General features: G+C 53.2%; 16 protein-coding genes and 1 pseudogene. 8 read left to right on the top strand and 9 right to left on the bottom strand.

The window, feature by feature from the left end; all coding sequences use genetic code 11:
- Window positions 1–92 precede the first annotated feature (92 nt).
- Window positions 93–1220, bottom strand: a complete 1128-nt coding sequence (gene mltA / locus GKIL_RS21070; protein ID WP_051382892.1) for a murein transglycosylase A — start codon at window positions 1218–1220, stop codon at window positions 93–95.
- Window positions 1221–1237: 17 nt separating this feature from the next.
- Here mltA and GKIL_RS21075 point away from each other — a divergent pair, with 17 nt between their 5' ends.
- From GKIL_RS21075 to GKIL_RS25795, 4 genes are all read left to right on the top strand, one after another.
- Window positions 1238–1525 (top strand): hypothetical protein, encoded by a 288-nt coding sequence (locus GKIL_RS21075; RefSeq protein WP_023175928.1) that lies wholly within the window; start codon window positions 1238–1240, stop codon window positions 1523–1525.
- 360 nt (window positions 1526–1885) lie between these two features.
- Window positions 1886–2527 carry a protease pro-enzyme activation domain-containing protein gene (locus GKIL_RS23965; protein ID WP_023175930.1) on the top strand — a complete coding sequence of 214 codons (642 nt, stop codon included), beginning with the start codon at window positions 1886–1888 and terminating at the stop codon, window positions 2525–2527.
- Between the two features lie 28 nt (window positions 2528–2555).
- Window positions 2556–3509 carry a DUF3466 family protein gene (locus GKIL_RS23970; protein WP_023175931.1) on the top strand — a complete coding sequence of 318 codons (954 nt, stop codon included), beginning with the start codon at window positions 2556–2558 and terminating at the stop codon, window positions 3507–3509.
- Between the two features lie 430 nt (window positions 3510–3939).
- Window positions 3940–5709 (top strand): FG-GAP-like repeat-containing protein, encoded by a 1770-nt coding sequence (locus GKIL_RS25795; protein ID WP_338029150.1) that lies wholly within the window; start codon window positions 3940–3942, stop codon window positions 5707–5709.
- 478 nt (window positions 5710–6187) lie between these two features.
- Here the strand turns inward: GKIL_RS25795 and GKIL_RS23975 are convergent, their stop codons facing one another.
- From GKIL_RS23975 to GKIL_RS21090, 3 genes are all read right to left on the bottom strand, one after another.
- Entirely contained in the window at window positions 6188–6541 is a 354-nt protein-coding gene (locus GKIL_RS23975; RefSeq protein WP_023175933.1) for a DUF5615 family PIN-like protein, read from the bottom strand.
- Window positions 6542–6546: 5 nt separating this feature from the next.
- A complete protein-coding gene (locus tag GKIL_RS23980; protein ID WP_023175935.1) occupies window positions 6547–6879 on the bottom strand; it encodes a DUF433 domain-containing protein in 333 nt (110 codons plus the stop codon).
- A 183-nt stretch (window positions 6880–7062) separates the two neighbouring features.
- The gene (locus GKIL_RS21090) at window positions 7063–7296 is read right to left on the bottom strand and encodes a hypothetical protein (RefSeq protein ID WP_023175936.1); all 234 of its coding nucleotides are present in this window, start codon (window positions 7294–7296) and stop codon (window positions 7063–7065) included.
- 81 nt (window positions 7297–7377) lie between these two features.
- On the opposite strand from GKIL_RS21090, the gene GKIL_RS21095 reads away from it, so the two are divergent.
- Window positions 7378–9198: a mechanosensitive ion channel family protein gene (locus GKIL_RS21095; protein WP_023175937.1), complete on the top strand. Its 1821-nt coding sequence runs from the start codon at window positions 7378–7380 to the stop codon at window positions 9196–9198.
- A gap of 784 nt (window positions 9199–9982) precedes the next feature.
- Here the strand turns inward: GKIL_RS21095 and GKIL_RS21100 are convergent.
- The 5 genes and pseudogenes from GKIL_RS21100 to GKIL_RS23990 form a co-directional block, all read right to left on the bottom strand.
- Window positions 9983–10606 carry a response regulator gene (locus GKIL_RS21100; RefSeq protein ID WP_023175939.1) on the bottom strand — a complete coding sequence of 208 codons (624 nt, stop codon included), beginning with the start codon at window positions 10604–10606 and terminating at the stop codon, window positions 9983–9985.
- A 2-nt stretch (window positions 10607–10608) separates the two neighbouring features.
- Window positions 10609–12432: a cache domain-containing protein gene (locus GKIL_RS21105; protein WP_023175940.1), complete on the bottom strand. Its 1824-nt coding sequence runs from the start codon at window positions 12430–12432 to the stop codon at window positions 10609–10611.
- A complete protein-coding gene (locus GKIL_RS23985) occupies window positions 12425–14767 on the bottom strand; it encodes an ADOP family duplicated permease (protein WP_245595880.1) in 2343 nt (780 codons plus the stop codon). Before GKIL_RS23985 ends, GKIL_RS21105 begins: the two co-directional genes overlap by 8 nt.
- Window positions 14768–14823: 56 nt before the next feature.
- A pseudogene (locus GKIL_RS21115) lies at window positions 14824–15168 on the bottom strand (ABC transporter ATP-binding protein); the annotation flags it as partial.
- 125 nt (window positions 15169–15293) lie between these two features.
- Window positions 15294–16463 carry a radical SAM protein gene (locus GKIL_RS23990; protein ID WP_187293853.1) on the bottom strand — a complete coding sequence of 390 codons (1170 nt, stop codon included), beginning with the start codon at window positions 16461–16463 and terminating at the stop codon, window positions 15294–15296.
- A gap of 877 nt (window positions 16464–17340) precedes the next feature.
- Between GKIL_RS23990 and GKIL_RS21125 the strand changes: the two genes are divergently transcribed.
- The 3 genes from GKIL_RS21125 (at window position 17341) to GKIL_RS21135 (ending at window position 21607) form a co-directional block, all read left to right on the top strand.
- Window positions 17341–18315 carry an ABC transporter permease gene (locus GKIL_RS21125; RefSeq protein ID WP_023175945.1) on the top strand — a complete coding sequence of 325 codons (975 nt, stop codon included), beginning with the start codon at window positions 17341–17343 and terminating at the stop codon, window positions 18313–18315.
- Window positions 18315–19844 carry an apolipoprotein N-acyltransferase gene (lnt, locus tag GKIL_RS21130; protein ID WP_023175946.1) on the top strand — a complete coding sequence of 510 codons (1530 nt, stop codon included), beginning with the start codon at window positions 18315–18317 and terminating at the stop codon, window positions 19842–19844. The genes GKIL_RS21125 and lnt overlap by 1 nt, the downstream gene beginning before the upstream one ends.
- Window positions 19845–20116: 272 nt before the next feature.
- Window positions 20117–21607 carry an inorganic phosphate transporter gene (locus GKIL_RS21135; RefSeq protein ID WP_023175947.1) on the top strand — a complete coding sequence of 497 codons (1491 nt, stop codon included), beginning with the start codon at window positions 20117–20119 and terminating at the stop codon, window positions 21605–21607.
- The last annotated feature ends 36 nt before the right edge of the window (window positions 21608–21643 follow it).

Below are 21643 nucleotides of genomic sequence, written 5' to 3' on the forward strand. Positions count from 1 at the left end.
CATGAACGTATCGAGTGCAGGTGGATTTGTGGCGGCGCGTGTCAACTACCTCTCCCGTCTGGCCCTGGGCCGAAAACAGCGTTCCTAGCTTATCAACTTGCCGGGTTTTTGAGCAGCAGATAATACAATCGGGCTGCAGAATTGATCTGCCCGGCTCTGTACTCGGCCTCAGGACCGGTACCGACAAACAGATCCAACCGGCCCCGGCCCCGGATCGCAGCACCAGTGTCTTGATCGAGGACGAACTGCCTGAGGGGCCCGTCGCGCAGCTCAGCCTGGATAAAAAGCAGCGCCCCCGGCGGAAAGACGCGCTTGTCCATCGCCGCCGAGTGCATCGCCGTCACGGGCCAACCCAGGCTGCCGTAGGGTCCACCGTCGTCGGTCCAGCGAAAAAAGACGTAAGAATCGTTCTTGTAGAGGTACGATTCGAGTTCGTCGGGATGGGCCTTGAAATAATCTTTGACCGCCTGGAGCGTCAGATCCTCGGGGCGGATCTTGCCGTCTTCGACCAAGGCTTTGCCGATGCTGCGGTAGGGCCGGTCGGTCTTGGCGGCAAAGCCGATCGAGCGGGTCGTCCCGTCGGTGAGTTGCAGTCTGGCTGAGCCCTGGACATGGACCAAAAACCGTTCCAGCGGATCGGCGAGCCAGACAATCTCCTGACCGGCGAGCAGATTCTGTTTTTCGATCTCGTAGCGGGTCGGATACGGCTGGATGCCCCGCGCCGTCGCCTGACCGAGGCCGCGCTCGCCACTGGTAACCAGGTCGGCAGGCTTGCGGTAGAGCGGATAGCGAAAGGTGGCAGTCGGTTTGAGGCTCGCCCGATAGATCGGCGCATAGTAGCCCGTGATCAATACTTCGGGGCTGTCGGGCTTGGGATCGACCTGGTAGAGCTGAAAATCCCGGAGGACGCGGGCGCTGAAACTCTGGGCATCCGGGGCGGTCTTGAGAATTTCACGAAAGTGCTTGAGACTGCTTGCTAGCCGCGACCGGCTCACGCCCTCCCTCGGATAGACGGCGGCTGCGGCAGGGCTTTTGAGGTACTTCAAGCTCGTATCGATGCTGCGAATCAAGGTCCAGCGGTCATGCCAGCCTCCCGCTAGATCTACCGCCGTCGCGTCGGTCGGGACCAGGAGCGGTGCTGCCGCCACCGGCAGGCTCGAAGTGAGATAAAGGGCACTAATCGTCGCCCAGATCGTCCGTGCCCCAGCGCGTCGCCTCATCTGCAAATTTCTGCCCAATGCGCTCGGTCTTCCGAAGCAAAGTATACAGCAAAGCCAACTCGTCACTGTCGCTGTGGCGGGTATCGCTCGACGACGCACAGCGCAAGTCGCTGCGGATTGCCACGATTTCGCGAGCCTTGAAAGTCACCAAAACCTACGCCATCGTCACCGTGAGCGTTACCTTTGCCCTGGGACTGGTGGGCATTCCGGTAGGATCAATTCTAGCTATCAGCCATCCTCGCCTTATCGGTCGGCTGCTGGATGTCGGCGACTTCGCTGTCGTAGTCGGGAGCACTCTTGTCTAGATGGACAAGAAACTGTGCCTTGAGATGTCCGCTCTAACAGGGGCAGTCCCCGGTGAGCAGCCGTGCATGCAAAACTTAATATTTTGTGCGTTTTAGTTTTCTGTCAATGCTGCCAAAACCGTGTTACTATCACTTCGCTCAGGGCGAGTTGACTCATGAATGCTCACAACAATTGATCCTGACTTCCTAAAACTGAAACTTATTCAGGATGTAGCTTCCTACTCAAACGAACATTTAAGCTGGGTTTACCTAATCTGGAATAGAGGTCAAAAAAGGTTTTCTAGAGAAATTTTTTAGGAAAACCTTCTCTTAGGTTTCTATTTTCGAATAAGTGGATAATAACATCATGAGGAGAAAATAATGTCAACGGAACTCTATCATCATCCGAAACGCTCGGTTGTTTATAATGCAGAGCGACTTTGTGCCATCCTTTGCCTTGGTTTAGCATTGGTTTTGCCAACGGCAGCATGGTCTCAGGAAAATCGTATACAAATCAGGTCGGGTTTTGAACCGTTTTCAGATAAGGTTCAAGTGCGAGGGGCTGCGTCACCTTCAGATGAGCTAACCCTTGACATCTTCGTTAAGGTAAGGGACTACGATGGCTATGTGAAATACTTTAAGCAAATGGAGCTAGGTAACAGGCTACCTGAAAAGGAAGAACAGAAACTTCTCCAATCTTTTGAACCATCACTTGAAGATTACGACACCCTAATTGGTTGGATAAGAGAGCAGGGTCTGTCTATTGTTTTCATGGATCGAGAAGGAAATCGCAAAATCGTTAGAGCAAAGGGAAGAATAGATGATTTAGAATCAGCATTTAAGGTAAAGTTTGCGGAGGTTCAGGTGGATGGGAAACATTATAATGCAGCTCAAAGTCCACCAACTTTGCCAAGCTCCATAGCAAGAATCGTCATGGTAGTTAATGGTTTTCAACCCTATCGACAGCTCATTCAAAATGTTAGAAATGTAGTAGTAAAAGCAGCGCCACTCAAGGCAAAGTAGCATCTAGACATTTAGGAAGGCTCATCAAATGAAGAAGCATCAGACTATAGCCCTAGGTACGCTGGGTGGCAGAGTAAGCAACGCTACTGCAATTAACGAAAGTGGGAATATTGTAGGGAATGCCGAGAATGAAGAGGGCTGTGCTAGAGCATTTTTGTACAAGCAGGATGGTAATAAGTTAATTAATCTAGGAACATTGGGCGGCCTTCAAAGTTCAGCTAGTGCTATAAATAGTAGGGGATTTGTTGTTGGTAGTGCAGAAATTGAAGACGGAGTTTATCATGCATTTCTCTATGGCTCCAATAGTAGAGAACTAATCGACATCAACGTTTTTGAGCATGCTCGAAGCGACGCTAAAGCAATCAATGAGCAAGGGCATATTGTCATTAACTCATACAGTGCAGATAAGCTTACAGAGACTTTGTTGTTCAATCTCGATACTTGGGAAACTAAGCAAGTCGCTGAGAATATTGATTATCCTTGCTACGGCACTGCTATTAACAACAATGATCAAGTTGTCGGTTACATTCAATCTAATGAAGGTGCTAGAGCGTTCGTATATTCTTCTAAAAGTAGTGTTAAGCCATTAAGTATTGTAGCCAATGACAGTTTTGCCTTCGACATAAATGAACAGGGATTAGTTACTGGTTATGCAAGACAGAAAACAAGTTTCTGTGCTTATATCTATGACATATACACAGATAAAATTATGTACTTGGATGTAGCTGAAAATCAAAATTGTTTCGCACGGAGTATCAACGACAACGGCTTTGTAGTAGGCACTTCACAAAAGCTTCTTGAAGACAATAGGACTTATTATACTTATGGTTTCTTGTATCATGATACCATGGTTGATCTTAATGAAATAGGAATTGTTACAAATTTGGATAATATCGTCGATGCAACTTCGATTAACAACAGCGGCTATATTGTTGGTTCTACAACGTCACAGCAGGCATTTCTCCTGAAACTTGATAGTTAACCAAGTTTGATTTGAAATGTGACTTGATTACAAGAAGAGAGGTAGATGTAAAATGTTCATAAGAGTAACGAACAACTTGAGTGTTTTGTTCGCATCAACAGTGTGCTCGCTACTTTTTGCTACGCCTCCTGTAGTTGCACAAGTATCACCAGATGCTCTCTCGTGCGGAAACTTAACTCCCGTAAGCAAATCTGATACGAGTAAGCCTAATATGGTGACCTTTGCATCAAATCTTAGCTACGATACGGGGGACACCACAATTGGGGGGCTTTGGGAAAAATCTGCAGCAGGTAGTCAAGGATATCCGATTAATTACGCGTCCTATATCAATGCCCTTGGTCAACCTCTTCCAGGCTATCCAACTACTATAAGTCAGCTTATTACTCCTGATGCTATTGACTCCATTGTGGTCAATGCAGTTGTGGATGGCATGCCTTACTCACAAATATACCCTACTAGTGCTTTTTTTGATGCTAAAGCATATAAAGCTGGCACTGTTATTACACCTTCTTCTGGTTCAAGTGCAAACCAGACTCAGGCGTATCTCGATTATTTAGGTACATCACCAGCTGGGACTGCACCTCCCAGTTTAGGATTTCTTCGGCCAACGCCCTATCTATTATTTTGGACAGCGGCAGGTGTGAGCATAGGTTCATCTACAATAAGTTACGCTGATAATCCTGCGAAACGTGTAGCTCTTTGGCAATCCATAGCTTGTAAGCCCACTTCAGGAGCAAACAATGTGCAGACTGGAGCGTTCGTCCTGTACAATCCAGAAGTAGCCATCAATTCTGCTCCAATCGCGTTTACGGGTGTAGGTATTCCTGCCTCTTTCAATGCATATGCAGTTGTCATTACGGGCTTAAATCCTGCAGAAGGAGAGATTGGCACCGCACTATCTGTGGGAGGGTATAATCTCAAACAATCTGCAAGCGGTAACCCAGCAAAAATTTCCTTTTTCAATCCTAGTGGTAATGCTGGTATTGAAAGCAGTCCACCAGCATTTGTGCCGTCTGGTGCTCCCAATGATGGAACAATATTGCAAGCCACTGTTCCTCCTGGTGCTGCTACCGGCAGGGTCTCAGCTACGGCAGACTCTATTACTTACTATGGACCCAGCTTTCGAGTAGATGTTCCCTTGCCCCCCGTAATTGTTGCTCTTTCAGTATCTAGCGGCCCAATCGGCTCAACAGTTGTTATAACGGGTAGCGGCTTCTCCAGCACCAGTGCGGTCACTCTGAACGGTACTGTTGCTAGCTTTGTCATCAACTCAGATACTCAGATCACGGTGACTATTCCCCCCGGTGCCACCAGCGGCCCAATTCAAATTACCAATGCTGGTGGCTCTGTAAATGCCGGTACTTTTACGGTGGTTCAAAAACCTGCTGATTTTACAGGTGATGGCAAGAGCGACATTCTCTGGCGCTATCAGGGAACAGGTTCCAAGCAGGGCTACAACCAGGTCTGGCAGATGAATGGCACCAGCTATGTCACGGCGATCAACCTCAACACGACCACCGACCTCAACTGGCAAATAGTCGGCACCGGCGACTTTACGGGCGATGGGAAGACTGACATTCTCTGGCGCTATCAGGGCACAGGTTCCAAACAGGGTTATGTGCAGATCTGGCAGATGAACGGCACCAGCTACGTAACGGCGATCAACCTCGACCCTGTCACCGACCTCAACTGGCAGATAGTTGGTACTGGTGACTTTACAGGTGATGGCAAAACCGACATTCTCTGGCGCTACCAGGGAACAGGCTCCAAACAGGGCTACAACCAAGTCTGGCAAATGAACGGCACCAGCTACGTCTCTTCAATCAACCTCAACACGACCACCGATCTTAACTGGCAGATAGTTGGCACCGACGACTTTACAGGCGATGGGAAGACTGACATTCTCTGGCGCTACCAGGGCACCGGCTCCAAGCAAGGGCTCAATCAAGTCTGGCAGATGAACGGCACCAGCTACGTAACGGCGATCAACCTCGACCCTGTCACCGACCTCAACTGGCAGATAGTTGGTACTGGTGACTTCACAGGTGACGGGAAGACCGACATTCTCTGGCGCTACCAGGGCACCGGTTCCAAGCAGGGCTACAACCAGGTCTGGCAGATGAACGGCACCAGCTATGTCACGGCGATCAACCTCAACACGACCACCGACCTCAACTGGCGGATCAGAGGACCGCGCTGAAGCCTGTCCAGTTTGAACTCAGATTTTGCAGCAATAAGGGAAGGCGGGCAGAACAAGTAATAGCAAAGTCCAAAGGTTCATCCGCCTATGCTCAACATCGTGCCATAGGCCCAGGCTCTGGTCACACTGCTGATCCGCCTACCAACGCAACAGCCTTCAGGCTCTGCTATGTCTATTTCTGACAGTGACCGGCAAGCCCCTGCCCACCTACTGCACCCGCTGGTGGCGTATGTGTGGCGTGGTGGTGGCATCTGAGCCAGCAGTGTGAGCGCTCGCCCCCCGCCTGGGGAGCCGCAGCCTGTAAAGCAATGCAGGAGTTGAGCTGGCCTGCTGTGTGCTGCTTGCCAGAGCCTTACTTGAGATAAAGGGCGCTAATCGTCGCCCAGATCGTCACTGCCCCAGCGCGTCGCCGTCTCATCTGTGAATTTGCGCCTGATGCGTCCGCTCTAGTAGCATCTTCTCTACCTTTCCTTTGTCCCTACCGTAGAGGGAGAAATCTCACTTGCCCTTCCCACTCTCCTTCAATGCTGCACTCCGCAATCAAGATAATTTCTTCTATCGCTAAACCTACTGGGACACGACGATTCACCTCAAATAATCCGGGCATAGACAAGCCAGCTTGAATGCGTTGGTATACAAAGGTGATCATCGTAGCAACGTCGTGAGTCAGAACAATGCGTCCTTCTTCGGCTGCCCAAGCTAAAACACCTGGGTCGTCTACTCCCGACAGATCCACGTCTTGAACACGTATTATGTCGGTGTTTGGGTTTTGGCGAAGAACACCTCGAACAATTTGGTTATTGAAGTTTTCATCAGCCAGGAATCGAGCCATCTAGATTACTTGGATTCATTGCGTCGAGCAAGCAAACGATCGCGTATTCCAAGAGGATTAAAGCGTTGTTCAGCCTCTTGCCGAATCAAATTCGCCTGCTGCTGACGTTCTGCAAGGTAGGTATGCACCTCACCTCGATGTTTAAGGTAGTAACCGATAACCAAGTAGATGTCTGGCAGTTGTAAAGATGGATACTGCTCCCCTATTTCCTCTGGCGTACATCCCTCAAGAAAGGCAGTCACAACAGTGTCTAAAGTGATACGAGTTTTGGCAACTCGTACAACACCTTGAGAATCGGTCTCTATCGGCGCAGGTTCAAGGGCAATTGCTAGAGTCATAGACTTTATCAAGATTTCTGCTTCCCATAGTAGCTAGTAGCAAATGGCCACTGTCAAGTTAACTTTCTGACCGAGTAGGAAGCTACTATTCGCATACGACTTCTCGTCACAAGGCAGAGGATGACACTGACGTGACGGAGATCTGCTGCCATCACCGGCAGGCTCGAAGTGAGGCAAAGGGTGCTAATCGTCGCCCAGATCGTCTGTGCCCCAGCGCGTTGCCTCATCCGCAAATTTCCGCCCAATGCGCTCGGTTTTCCGAAGCAAAGTATACAGCAAAGCCAGCTCGTCACTGCCCGGTGCCGCTTCTGCAATCGCTTGCTCCAGGGCACACCCGAGCACCTCGCATTCTTCGCGGTTCAAGACGAGCGGTAGACGCAACTTCGGAGGCCGGGAACGGGAGCGAGGAAATGGCATGTGGACAAAGTAGCACGCCTGCGCCTGCGCCGCCAAGCGCTTGAGGCTACGATAAACGGGATTGCAGCAGCACGCGATTTTATGAAACTTTTCCAGCGAGTGCTCTACGGCTGGTTGATCGTCGCAATGCTGATCGGAGCCGGGGCACCTGCGGCCAGAGCCCAGTTGAGCCTGCCCAATTTGATGCAGCAGAAGGTGACGGCGGCACCGGACGGGGTGCGCAGGCTGGGGGCGATCGAGGTGGCTCCGGTCCGCTTCGAGGGCCGGGAACTGTTTTCTGTCGTCTCACCCACAGTCCGCGACCGCAACAACCCCGGCAATCTCGTACCTGTGGAGGTGCGCGCCGAACTTATCGAAGCCCAGCTCAAGCGCGTCGTCAGCCCAAAACCCCTCAAGATCACGATTACAACCGACGACCCCCCCCAGCCCCCCCTGCAGTTGCCCCGCCCCCAGTCCGCAAGCAGCACCGACTTCGATCCGCGCAGCCTGCGCGTCTACTACTCGACGCTCAACGGCGCGATCGTCATCTTCGCTACCGACGACTATCACACCAAGCCCCTGAAGATTCTCACGATCACCGATCAAGACGCCGACTACTACGGACTGACCCCAGAGGAACTGGCCCAGCAGTGGCGCACCGAACTGGACGAACGGCTGAAGCGCTCGCTAGAGGAGCGCCAGCCGGAGCAACTGCTGCTGCAGATCGAACAGGCTGCCCTGGCTACTGCCGTTGTCGCGGGGATCAGCGTCGGGCTGTGGCTGTTGCGCGGTCTTGTAAAGTTGCGCGACCGCGTTCTTGCCGAGCGTCAGGCGCAAAGTGGTGCCGAACCGATGCCACAGACAGAAGTGGCAGCGGACGGTGCAGGTAGGCAGGCGATTCTGGCGGCCTTTCGGCAGCAATTTACCCTGCAGCGGCGGCGGGGTTTGCTGGCGATCGCAAGCTGGCTTCTCAGTTCGGCGCTGGTCGTCACCTGGATCGTTGGAGCGTCGTTTATTCTGGCCCTTTTTCCCTGGACGCGGGAGCTGGCCCTGCAGATTCTCAGCGTGCCTTTTTTACTGGTCTCTATCTGGTTTGCCTCTGGCCTCATCAACCGCATCGGCGATGTGCTCATCGACCGCTTCGGCAACGTCTGGGAAGAAAATGGCTTTTTTAGCCTCGACGACGCCCAGCGCAAGTCGCTGCGCATCGCCACGATTTCGCGGGCGCTCAAAGTCACCAAGACTTCCCTCGTCATCGCCGTGGGCATTACCTTTGCCCTGGGACTCATCGGCATTCCGGTCGCATCGATTCTCGCCATCGGCGGTATCCTCGCCTTTGCCCTCACCTTTGGCCTGCAGAACATCATCAAAGACGTGGCCAACGGCTGCCTTATCCTCTGGGAGGACCAGTACGCCCTGGGCGATGTGATCGCCGTCGGTGCCGCCACCGGACTGGTCGAAAACCTCAACCTGCGCATCACCCAGATCCGCACCAGCGAGGGGCGGCTCATCACCATTCCCAACAGTGCCGTCGTCCAGGTAGAAAACCTCACCCGCAACTGGTCGCGGGTCGATTTTACGGTCGAGGTAGCCTACGAAAGCGACATCGAGCGGGCACTGGGCCTGCTCAAGGACGTGTCTCAGAAAATGTACGACGAGCCCTACTGGCGCGAACGACTCATCGACCTGCCCGAGGTGCTGGGGGTCGATGCCCTCCACCACAGCGGCATGTTGCTGCGCGTCTGGATTAAGACCCGGCCCTTGCAGCAGTGGCCCGTGGGCCGCGAATTTCGCCTCAGGGTACGCCTCGCCCTTGAGGAGCAGGGCATCGCTATCGGCACTCCGCAGCTCACCCTTGCAGCTCAGAATGAACACTCCACCCGCGAAGAGAACCGCTCCCACCACCCTGAAACCGACTGGTGATTTGTTGAACACCAGTGGCAGGGCAGCAATCTAGTGTTTGCTGTTCGGGCCTGGCTCATGAGCAGGCAATCTCAAAATCGAAGAACAAGCAGGTGATGCCAGGACGGCTGGATAGCCAGTCCCACAACAAGTTGTGTGCAGCTCCAGCCCGCCGACCTGCTAAAGTACCTGCTAGATGCGCCAGAAGATTAAACTGCCTGGACTGGTAAGACCCAGGCCGAGTCGAGGAAGGGGGGTAAGCTTGCTTCGAGATTTATAGCAACTCGAGTTTATTCAGGAAAAGGAAACTGCGGTGAAGTTTCAAAGGTAGAGGCACCTATCAAATTCTCCCGCAAGTGGAAAGGGCAGGGACGATTAGCGCACGAAGCTGAACGAAACACAGAATAGGAAAGAAGGGGGGTAGATCATGAAACACTGCTCGTTCAGCAAGCTCCTAAGCCGAGGCAAAACAGATCCATCAACCCAGGTCGGGTTGAAGAAAATGCTCCACTTCACCAGGGTTTTGCTGAACGTATCGGTTGTGCTTTTCGGGGGGGTATCCGGCTAGTTAGGAATACAGAGTGAGTACTGGGGGGATTGGGCTGGGGGATGCTAGAGAATGTTAGACTCCCAACAAGAGATAGACCTGAGTATAGGCGTGTTTCCCAAGGCTGTGTACTAGCTCAAGGGACAGGTTTTGAAGAATGGACGAGCACGACTAGAAATCTGCGTTGTCTACGAATCTAGTAAAGAGAGTAGAGAATCTTTCATAACTAACTACAAGTTCTCTACCTGAACGCCAAGATTAGGGTTCAAAATAGATCAGTCCCCTTTTTGCTGCTTCTGCCACTGCTGCAGCTCTATCTCCAACGCCCAACTTGCGAAAAAGATTTACTCTATGAAACCTAATAGTACTCTCAGAGCAGCATAGCGCCTCTGCCATTTTGTCTACTGAATGGTTTGCTGCCAGCAGCTTGAGCACTTCATGTTCTCGGTCTGTCAGTGTCAATGGCCGCTGATCTGCCAATTTCAGTGCCACTTCAGGAGAGATGTGTTCTTTCCCTTCATGAATAGCCAGTAGTGCAGCGTGCAACTCGTGAGGTTGACAGCCCTTGAGCAGATAACCTCTCGCTCCAGCTTTTAAAGCCCGGTCGATGTCATCGACACCGCCTATAACAGTCAGAAGCAGTATCCTAGCTTCTGGCCACTTGTGACGTATCGCTATGGTTGCTTCAATGCCATCCATCACCGGCATACGCAAGTCCATTAAGATCACATCTGGCTGATGAAGCAATGCCATCTCTATGGCTTCGCGCCCATTCTCAGCTTGGGCGACGACGAGCATCCGAGTGTCACGTTCGATAAATGTGATGAGGGTACTGCGAATTAGGGCCATGTCTTCAACGCAAAGAATCCGAATTCGATCCATGCTCACTGCCTGAAATCTCCATTTATGATGGGTACCTCCAGTTCTACCCGTGTACCCTGCCCCTCAACACTCTCTATTTTCAAATTCCCGGAAATTGCCTTAGCACGCTCGTGCATAATGACGAGCCCTTTGCCTCCGTGATCAGCGCTCAATACTAGTTTGGTATCGAACCCCAACCCGTCGTCTTGAACACAAACTCGGACTGCATTCACACTGCGAAACAGTTCCAGATGAACGGTACGCGCCTTACCATTCACGAAGGCATTACGCACTGCCTCCTGAGCGATAAAGTATACGTTCCTGCGAGCCTCAGTAGGCAGTTCCGGCCCTTTCCCATTCACCGACAAAATCAACTGATTTTTGGCTTTCTCCCATTCTTCTACAAGGCCGCGCAAGCCCTCCTCTAGATTCACATTCGCCAACCTTGGATCGATACTAAGTGCTGATCTGCGTATTTCTTGGAGCCCTTGCTGTAGAGCTTCTTGCAAGTTCTCCAAAGCCAACGATGCCTCTTCAGTATCAGGGAGATCTTGTTCTATCGCATCTCGTACTATATAACCGTATGTTTTGCTCAAAGCTATATATTGGCCAACGGTATCGTGAACCATACTGGCGAACTCATTCTTTCTCTGGGCAACGATTACAGCTATCCTCTGATCTTGTGCTACCTGTCTGAATCTTTCAGCTTCTTCCTCGGCAATGATCGCCTTTTTTTCATAATCGCGTTGTCGTGCGTAAAATAGTCCAATTATTGTTAATGCAATAATAAAGATGCTGCCCGCAACTGCAACAGCCCCATACCAGAAACGATCCAATCTGAAAAAGCTCTCGTGAATAGATAAACTAAGAATCCCGACTGGAAAAATATCCGGTGAAATAAAATGTGAAACCTTTCGAATTTGGATGCTATGATCCCACAGGGGATTTGCAGAGACATAATGTGGTGCGTCTCCAAGGACCACCAGTCCCCAGTAGGTCTGACCATTTTTCAATACTCGCTCTGCAATAGCTTCAGGCATAGTTACTCCGTACAACCGGTCGATTCTATCCTCCTTGTGCAAATTGGTAGCAATTGCAATATTATCTGCATAGATCGTTACTTCATCTTCCGCTGCATGGGTTATAAGCATCCGATCCACCAACGTTGGATCGCCGTTTAGCAGCATTCCCGAAATAGCCAATCCCCCAGGGATCTCTCTACTGCTCACGATGGCGAGGTTGTGTACTCCCCCTTGTCCTTTCAAACCCAATCTCATCAATATGGACGGGCTAACCCGCTCAATGCCGCTGAACGTTCTTCCCAGGCGCAAGCTGTCACGAACAATTCCAAATTCCGCGAGCGATTCACCAATTAGCGGAAGCGTGTCATGGTATTGGAGCCTATGCTCAGGAACAGCGAATTCGGCTGGCACCCAACGTGGCTCCACGATTTGCTCTTGGTCTGGGCGCATTAGTATCTGTTTGGAGTCGAGGCTCCTATCGAGTATCCGGCTCATACCAGAAGTGATCCGACCCGCTCCGTCTGTAATAACTATGAAAGACAGCTCGTATTCGCTAAGGTCATTGTGCAATGTCTTAGGCATGGGAACACCCTTACCAGAGCCTATTAATTCTCGCATTAGCGCCGTGTGATCCTCAATGCGGCTTCGCTTTTGCCTCAGAATGTCTTCAAAAGCGATACGGTCCCCTTCAAACCAGTAGCCCGTCAATCTCACATAAAAATCATAAATCCAGTTATTGTATCCAATCGCCGTTACGATACAGGCAATACCGATTGCAATCATAGTAGTAAAAAGCCATTTAGAACTGGTCGATAATTTATTCATATCTTAGAGCCTCTAAAGGGTCCAATGCAGCAGCGGAGCGAGCAGGCAGCCAGCTTGCAATCACGGCAACTACCAATAGAGCTACAGACAGTAAGGCATTCAACCAGAGGCTATTCTGCTGCAAGCCAATTACTGCGCTCGTTATTATTGAAAATACTAGTAAGTAGAGGCAAAAACCTAGGGCAATGCCGATGGTAACTGTAACCAAGGTTCTCGCTATTATTTTGCGGACAATTGCCTCTGGTGTTGCCCCTAACGCAAGCCTCACTCCAATCTCACGGGTTTGAGCAGAAATCCGAAGGGTTACCTGGCCGTAGACTCCCAAACCAGAAAGAACTATTGCAGCGAACGCGAAAGTCGCGAGCGCTAATGTAAGAGTGCGGGCCTGACTTAAGTTTTTCTCAAGTAATTGTTTGCCGGATAATATCACAATTCCTAGTTCCGGGTCTTCCCCGAGTAGAGTTTTATTGGCAGCAGGCGCAAGGGATTCTGGATTGACATAAGTTCGTAGCACGACAGCTACCCCCTCCCATTGATCCTGGCTATAGGGTCGGTATAATTGCGGCCCTGGCCGCTCGGCGAGCGAGCGTTGATAAACGGACGCTACCACACCGACGATTTCGAGCCATCCATCGGCAATTTCCAGTTTGACGCGCTGGCCAATGGGATCTACGTTTGAAAAATACTTTCTAGCAAACACATCGTTGATTACCGCAACTTGCATCGATTTTGAACTATCTACTTTATTAAAGACCCTTCCAGCCAGCAACGGTATGCCCATCGCTTCAAAATATCGTTCGCTCACTGACGCATAATCAACTGTGAAAGGTTGCAGGATGGACCTTCCAGCTATTTTTTCTACCTTCGGATAAGAGCTGATGCCTGAAAGTGGCAGTGCTGTCGTCCAGGCTGAGACAGCTACGCCTGGCTGCAATTCCAGCTTGCTCAATACCGTATCGCTGAAAGTCTTTCTGCTTTCCGCTGCTTTATATCGCGCTGAATCAAGCGTCGTTTGTATACTCAGCAGCGATTGTGTCTGAAATCCTGGCTTGACCGACTGCAGAGCCCACAAGGCTCCACCTACAGTTGCTGCTGTGCAGAGCAGCACCAGCGCGAGAGCCATCTGTAGAGAGACAAATCCCTCCAGTACTCTTCGAATTATTGGTCGCGTCCCTGGTTGCGTGTCCTTTATACTTGGGATCGACGCCAGACCACGAGTAAGAAACAATGTAGGCAGTCCACCGGCACTAACGCTACAAACAAAGCAGATTGCTGTCACGAATACGATCACGGGCCAGTCCCAGCTAAAAAGGGTGTATTGCATCGAGGGAAGTGCAGCTCTCGATAGCCCTTCTAGACCAAGTGCCAGGACTACTCCTCCTACTAGGCTAGCGGTAGTAAGTAACGATCCTTCAAGAGCCAACTGCTTGAGTAGGGCTATCTGTGTCGCTCCCAAAGCCGACCGGATTGCAATTTCTCTATTCCTTGTGATTAGCTGAGCACTGCTCAAATTCGCAACGTTTATACAGGCGAGCATCAATAGCAGGAATACTGCGATTGCAAGCAGATTGAGTGAAGAGGAAGAATTTGCATTCATGTACTCGCGCAAAGGCAGTAGGATCACCCCGTAGTCTTTGTTCTCGCGAGGATACTCCTTTGCTAGCTGTTCACGAATTCCTTGCATCTCCTTTCGCGCACTTAAAATGCTGGTACCTGCTCTTAGGCGAGCGATTCCTATAAGCTGGAGCCGGTTGTTGCGATCTAAGAAGTTTGAGCTATCTTTTAAATGTTGGGATTGCTGAACAAGAACGCCTAGTGGTATCCAATAATCTGCGATTTTCGGGAATGCAAAGCCTGGTGGCATCACCCCAATAATTGTAGTTGGCTGGCCGCCGAGAGAGGCTGTTCTACCTAATATTCCTGGATCTGCCGCAAACCATTGTCTCCACGCTCGATCGCTTAGAATTACTACTCGAAGACCCAAGCGATCCTCCCTCTCATTGAAGGTTCGACCCAGACGCGGCGTTACTCCAAGAGTCTGAAAAAATGCAGGATCAACGTTTGCACCGATAAGAGGAACTACTTTCTCTTTATCTTTCAAGGCTGCTTGAAATAGCGCATAGCCAGAGAGATTAGAAAACGAGTGTGCTAACCCACGCCAGTCAAGGTAATTAGGGTAGGAAACCGAAACTGGTTGTCCCCCATCGGTCTCTCTGACTATCACGAGTTGCTGCGAATCGACATATGGCAATGGTTTGAGAAGTGCAGTGTAAAAGGCGCTAAAGACAGAAGTGTTTGCTCCGATCGCTACTGCCAAGGTGAGAACAATAGCCATCGAGTATGACCAGTTGCGCTTCAGATATCGCAGACCATGCCATAAGTCTAGAACGCTCATTGCGCTGCTCTTCCCCAAGAAGGTATACCGAGGTCGTTGCTATCTATTTGCTCGGCGGAGACAACCTTGCCATCGAGCAGGTGGATACTGCGCCCGGCAAAACCGGCAAAGCGCGGATCGTGGGTGACCATGCAGATCGTCGCTCCCCCGGCGTGCAACTCCGCCAACAGGTCCATCACCGCCTGACCGTTGACCGAATCGAGGTTCCCCGTCGGCTCGTCCGCCAGCAAAATCGCCGGTGAACCCGCCAGCGCACGGGCGACGGCGACCCGCTGCTGCTGACCGCCCGACAGTTGGGCCGGGTAGTGTCTGGTGCGGTGGCTCATCTCGACGCGCTCAAGGAGCACTCACGGTGGATATTTCCTGCTCAAGGGACTCTAGAATTATGCCCCTAAAAGTGTCATATCACCCCTGATTTGCAGCTTGCGAAGGATGCCCACTTGCCGAATAGAAAATACCTTTTGCCTCAATCAAAAAGTGCTGCAAAGCTTGCTGATGAGCAAAGCACCTCATAGACGTGTTCCATCAAGTAGATCAGATCCGCACAATATACAGACGGATTCCTAAATTCGCCTTGCAAGGAGTATCGGTGTGATAGAAGTCCCCCGCCACACTGATCCAACCAGACGCAGTTCCTACAGGTCTGGCTTAGGTTTTGTCTTGGTTTCAAGATCATATCCACGATCGGATTTTGCATTACGCAATCAATGGTGTTTCTGAGCACATTGAATCTCGTCTTTGTAATGCCTGGGGCACAAGATTTGAAATAGTCGGGCGGTTCAAGGCCGCCATCCGTTTCGACCACAACCACCGGAAGCGGCTGCAGCCCCCAAAAAGCATGAGGGATGACCTTGCCCATCATGATTCCCAACAAATCTTCAAAAAAACCAATTCGTACCTGCGGGTTGCCCTCTTCCATCCATAAATCAAACAACTGGGTCAGATACTGGCCGTATACCGGCGGATCCCCAGCTATAGGCGGATCGCAATGATGATGGTCTGGAAGCAGAATATCAAAGTCAAATAGTCTTAATTCTTTTCTGAAATAAGCGTACAATTCTTCTGCCGGAAGAGCTGGATCTAATACACTGAGGGTTCCACTAAATTGCGCTTGCCCCTCTGGAGTGCTCATCATTAATTTGACTGCCCGTTCGGCTGACTCGTGTGAACCCACTCCCGAAGGATAAGGCCGGGCAAGATCGTGATGATTTTTTGGTCCATCCAGGCTCACTCCAACATGCACATTGAGCATCCGCAAGTGTGTCAGCCAATCTTTGTCTAACAGAGAACCGTTGGTTAAAATACTGAAGCGGGCATCAATCAACACTTCACGCACAATAGATACAAAATCTTCTATCCGCTCTTTGCCATAAAGCAAGGGTTCTCCACCATGAATGGAGATCCAAATTTCCCGATCCCTGTCTGAGCATCCATGCTTATCTAGATGCTCGCCAATGCGGTTTGCTGCGGCTCGCACGACTCGTGGATCCATAAAAAAAGGCTGATCTCGATAAGAGTCGTCACCTTTTCTATACATATAGCAATAACCGCAGGCGAGATTGCAGCGGCTGGCTACTTTAAATACAAAATTTCTGATTGGGAGCGAGCAATTATGCTCTAGAGCCTGTTCACCCACAGTCATTAAAGCAAAATATCTTTACTTTCTTTGGATGCGGCAGGGCTCGTAGAATTCGGAATCGTTTGGCTAACAGGAGGTTTATCTCGCGGGAAGCCAATCAACCACTTTCCAGCTTCCCTGTGCGACAGCTTTTCGAGGATATGTGTTCCCTTGGGGGCCAATGCGGCTAAAGCAATAAGTATAGCCACATGTAGCAGGACCGTTTTGTTGGAAGAACCTTGAGAGCTATTCATGGTGTTTATTCATTTAGCAGTGTAAAGCCATTTAGGCAGTGGGTCGTTTTATCGGTGATCTGCGCCCTTTTTCGTCTTCCGAAGCTCCGGCTGACTGTGGATAACTATAAGAGCAAACCTTATTAGCAAAAACATTATACAAGAAGAACTTGGAGGTTCACTACCTCAGGGCAACATGTCGGATACGGCTAAGGTTTCTTGGTATTGATTCAATGGGAGTTCATAGTGCAGGAAAGCTCCGTGCTGTAAGCGAGTGCGGTTGTAACTTTCCTGGGGCGACTGACAAACAGCATATCCCTCAGCCGCTCCAGCTCGATCGTGCCATCGACGCTCAAATCTGGCCGCACTCCAGCAGGGAGGCTGCTCATCAGGCGCAGTCTACTGTCACCGTCCCGTTTGCACCGCCGGGTCGATCGCGCCACCGTGCCTGTAACCGCGCCGTTGTACGTATCAACGCAGCTGTTGCGCGGCTGCTCGATTTTAGAAAGAAGTCTGCACCGCCAGGATGTCGTGTTTATCTTTAGAAACCCTGTTTGTGGCTCCGGGGGAACCGTACCGTCCTGCGCCTGTGCTCGTGCAACAATGGACCGATAAAGTTTCAACTTTCCCGGTTATGGGTCTGTCGCCTCGTCTGTCGCTGCATGAGTGAGAGCACCTCAAAGAAGTCCGTCGCCCCCGCCCTGCCGGACGCCCTGCGCGAATGGTTCTCCCGGCAACAGGCTTATGGTCCGGCCATTGCTGTGCTGCTTGAAGTGGTGATCTTCAGCGCCATCGCCCCCGGCTTTTTGACCCTCGACAATTTGATCAATATTTCGCTGCAGACGGCGATCACCGGCATTCTGGCGGTCGGGATGACGATGGTCATCCTTACCGGCGGCATCGATCTGTCGGTCGGTTCGCTGGTGGCTTTGACCGGCGTGAGCGGAGCACTTACGGCGAGCGCGGCGGGCCTGGGCCTGGTGGTTGCCCTCGCTGTGGGGGGCGGCATCGGTCTTGTAACCGGCATTCTGGTCGCCTACTTTCGCGTCGCTCCCTTCGTCGTCACCCTGGCGGGACTGACGATCGCCCGTGGCCTCGCCTTTTTGCTCACCGGTGGCCGCTCGGTGGGCAGTCTGCCTGCAAGCTTTACCTTCTGGGGACAGACCCAACTGGGCATCCTGCCGTTGCCGGTGCTGGTGATGCTGGTGACGGTGGCGATCGGTCATTTCGTCCTCAGCCGCACGGTCTTTGGCCGCCAGATCTATGCGATTGGCGGCAACGCCGAGGCGAGCTGGCTGGCGGGGGTGCCGGTTCAGAAGGTGCTGGTGGCCGTCTACGCCATCAATGGTCTGCTGGCCGGTCTGGCCGGGGCAGTCCTCGCGGCCCGTCTGGGAGCGGGCATTCCCAACAGCGGTCAGCTCTACGAGCTGGATGTGATCGCAGCGGTCGTCGTCGGTGGAACGAGCCTGAGCGGTGGCCGGGGAGGCGTGCTGGGCAGCCTGCTCGGGGCACTCTTTATCGGCACCCTCAACAACGGCCTCAACCTCACCGGCGTCGATCCGTACCTGCAAAAGATCGTTCTGGGGGCTGTGATTCTGGCAGCTGTCCTCGTCGATAGCGCCGGACGGCGACGGTGATGAGGATCCGTCCCCCGGCGCTAAAGGGACTGGAGCCACACGCCGGTGTGCTCTCGGCGCTTTTTGGCGGCCTCTGCCTGGGGCTTGCTGCTCCGGATTTTGGCTGGTGGCCCTTGACCTGGGTAGCGGTTGTGCCCTTTTTGATCTACCTGGAGCGCAGCGAGCGGCCTCCTGCCTTCTGGCTGGGCACGCTGCTCGGGATGATCTACTATCTGATGCTGCTTTACTGGCTTCTGGGCTTTCATCCGCTCACCTGGCTGGGCATTGCCTGGTGGCCGAGCCTCGCCATCGCCGTCGGAGCCTGGCTTTTTGTGAGCGTGAGCCAGGCATGGCTGGTTGGCCTGTGGGCCAGTCTGCTGGTGCGCAGCCGATTGGGCGGCTGGCAGCGGATCGTCTTTGGCACAGGGCTGTGGGTTGCCCTGCACTGGCTCTGGGGCCAGGGGGACACGGCCTTTCCGTGGGGCAATCTGGCCCAGTCCCAGGTGCCGGATGTCTGGGTTTTGCAGATCGTCTCCCTGGGGGGCTCGCAGCTACTGGTCGGGGGGCTGGTGGCCTTCAATCTCTTGCTGGCCGCCGCTTTTACCCGGCCAAAGCGCTTTGGACCGGCGGCTCTGGCTCTGCTGGTGACAACCCACCTCTACGGCCTTGTCCAGCTTGCCCGGCCACCAGTGCCGGCAGGTTCGCTGCGCATTGGCGTCATCCAGGGCAACATCGCCCAGGCCCGCAAGTGGACCGCCCAGGGCCGCCGGCAAGCGATCGACACCTACGTGCGCGGCTACGAGAAGCTCGCCGCCCAGGGAGCCCAGCTGGTGCTGACCCCGGAGAGCGCCTTTGCCTTTGTCTGGCCCCGCCTCACCAGTGCCTCGCTGCCATTGGTCGCTGAGATTCGGGCGCGCCGGGTGCCGGTTCTGCTCAGTGCCTTCGACCGACGCCCGGACGGCCAGCTCTCGACGGCGATTTTTGCCCTGGGCAGCGAGGCGCAGGTGCTCAGTTTTTATAACAAGATCCATCTGGTGCCCCTGGGCGAGCAGATTCCGTTTAAGGGGCTGATTGGCCCGCTGGTCCGCAAACTCTCCCCCATCCAGGCTGAGGTCTATCCCGGCACCCTCGATCAGCGCCTGCTCACGCCCTACGGTCCCATCGCAGGCGGTATCTGCTTCGATTCCGCCTTCAGCGAAGGCTTTCGCGCCCAGGTGGCAAACGGTGCCCGGTTGCTCGTCCAGGCGACCAACGACGCCTGGTACGGCCCGGCGATGGCCCCCGAGCACCACGCCTTCGACGCGCTGAGGGCCACTGAGACGGGCCGCTATCTGGTGCGCGCCTCCAACAACGGCACCAGCGCGCTCATCGACTCCCACGGTCGGACAGTGCGGATTACAGGCTGGAACACCTATGCCGACTTTATCGAAGCGGTGCCCCTGCTGGTGGGCTACACCCCCTACGTGCGCTGGGGCGAATGGTTCGTGCCGGTGGCAGCGGCGGGAGCGCTGGCGGGATTGCTCCTCGGGCGAACGGCTCCCAAAAAATAAGGTGCCGCCAAAATTCTTCGCGACCTTAATCAGCCGTTAATCTGGCGGCGCTAGTCTTGCTGCGGACCACCCCCTGAATGGATACATTCGCAAGGGATCTGTATCCTTGCAGGTTTTGTAGTGTATCAAACAATTTTTCGCCGCCGTTTCCCTGGGCGAACCTGTAGAAGCATCGCTTCAGTGGCCTGCCTGGAACGGCTGGCTGGGGAATTTTTCGTGCCCGGTGAGTGTACAAATTTTGCCACTCGTTTTAATGCTACGAGGACTATGGTATGCAACTATTTGGAGAAACGCTGACAGCCAGCACGGGGCTGCTCTTGCTTCTCGCGCTGGGGCTGGCTTTGAGTTTTGAATTTGTCAACGGTTTTCATGACACGGCGAACGCTGTCGCCACCGTTATCTACACCCATACTCTCAAACCGACCGTCGCCGTGGTCTGGTCAGGACTCTGGAATTTGATCGGCGTCCTCACCTCCGCCGGTACCGTCGCCTTTGGGATCATCGCCCTGCTGCCGGTGGAGCTGGTGCTCAACGTCGGCTCAGGCGCGGGCTTTGCGATGGTCTTTGCCCTGCTTATCTCGGCGATCATCTGGAATCTGGGCACCTGGTACCTGGGGCTGCCGGCCTCCAGTTCCCATACGCTCATCGGTTCGATCATGGGCGTTGGGCTTGCCAATTCGCTGATGTCGCCGGGGTACGTCTTTGGCGAGGGCGTGAACTGGAACAAGGCCGGGGAAGTGTTTACCTCCCTGCTGGTCTCGCCCATCGTCGGTTTTAGCCTCGCTGCCCTGCTGCTCATCCTTGCCCGCAATTTTTTGAGCCGCCAGGAAGCGCTCTTCAAAGCGCCCGAGGGCGAGCAACCGCCGCCATTCTGGATTCGGAGCCTGCTCATCCTCACCTGCACCGGCGTCAGCTTTGCCCACGGCTCCAACGATGGCCAGAAGGGCATGGGCCTGATTTTGCTCATCTTGATCGGCATCCTGCCGGGAGCCTTCGCCCTCAACCTGGGCACCGACCCGGCGACTCTCCAGAAGTTGCTCGCCAGTTCCCAATCGGTCGTGAGCCTCTTCGAGGAGCGGGCCAGAGGGACGACGTTGCCGCTCAAAGCCGCCGAGGTGGAACTGTCGAGCTTTCTTAAAACCGGTCAGGCCACCGAGAAGACCTACGCCGCCCTCGCCGCTGAGAACCGTTCGCTCAGCGAGCGACTCACGGGCAAAAGCGACCTCGCCGCAGTGGCGAGGCCCGACCGCATCGCGCTGCGCAGCGACATCTACCTGGTGGGCGAGAGCGTCGGCAAACTGCTCAAAAAAGATGCCTTCAGCGATCCGGGTGCCAAAAAAGCCCTCAAAGGCTATAAGGAAGAACTCGACGGGATCACAAAGTTCATCCCCGACTGGGTAAAAGTCACCGTCGCCATCGCCCTCGGCCTCGGCACGATGATTGGCTGGAAGCGCATCGTCGTCACCGTCGGCGAAAAGATCGGCAAAGAACACCTCACCTACGCCCAGGGCGCTTCGGCGGAACTGGTGGCGATGGGCACGATCCTCGCTGCCGACAACCTGGGGCTGCCAGTGAGCACGACCCACGTGCTCTCCTCCGGGGTGGCCGGGACGATGTTCGCCAACAAGTCCGGCCTGCAGACCGGTACCCTGCGCAACCTGCTGCTTGCCTGGGTGTTGACGCTGCCGGTGTGTATCCTGCTGGGGGCGGCGACCTTTGCAGCAAACCTGTACGTCATCTTCAACCTGCTGGGCATCAAGTAAGCAGAACTCCAGTTACAGCGTGCTTCGATCACCTGC

Origin of the sequence: Gloeobacter kilaueensis JS1, from assembly GCF_000484535.1 — a bacterium.
GTDB classification, from domain to species: Bacteria; Cyanobacteriota; Cyanobacteriia; order Gloeobacterales; family Gloeobacteraceae; genus Gloeobacter; species Gloeobacter kilaueensis.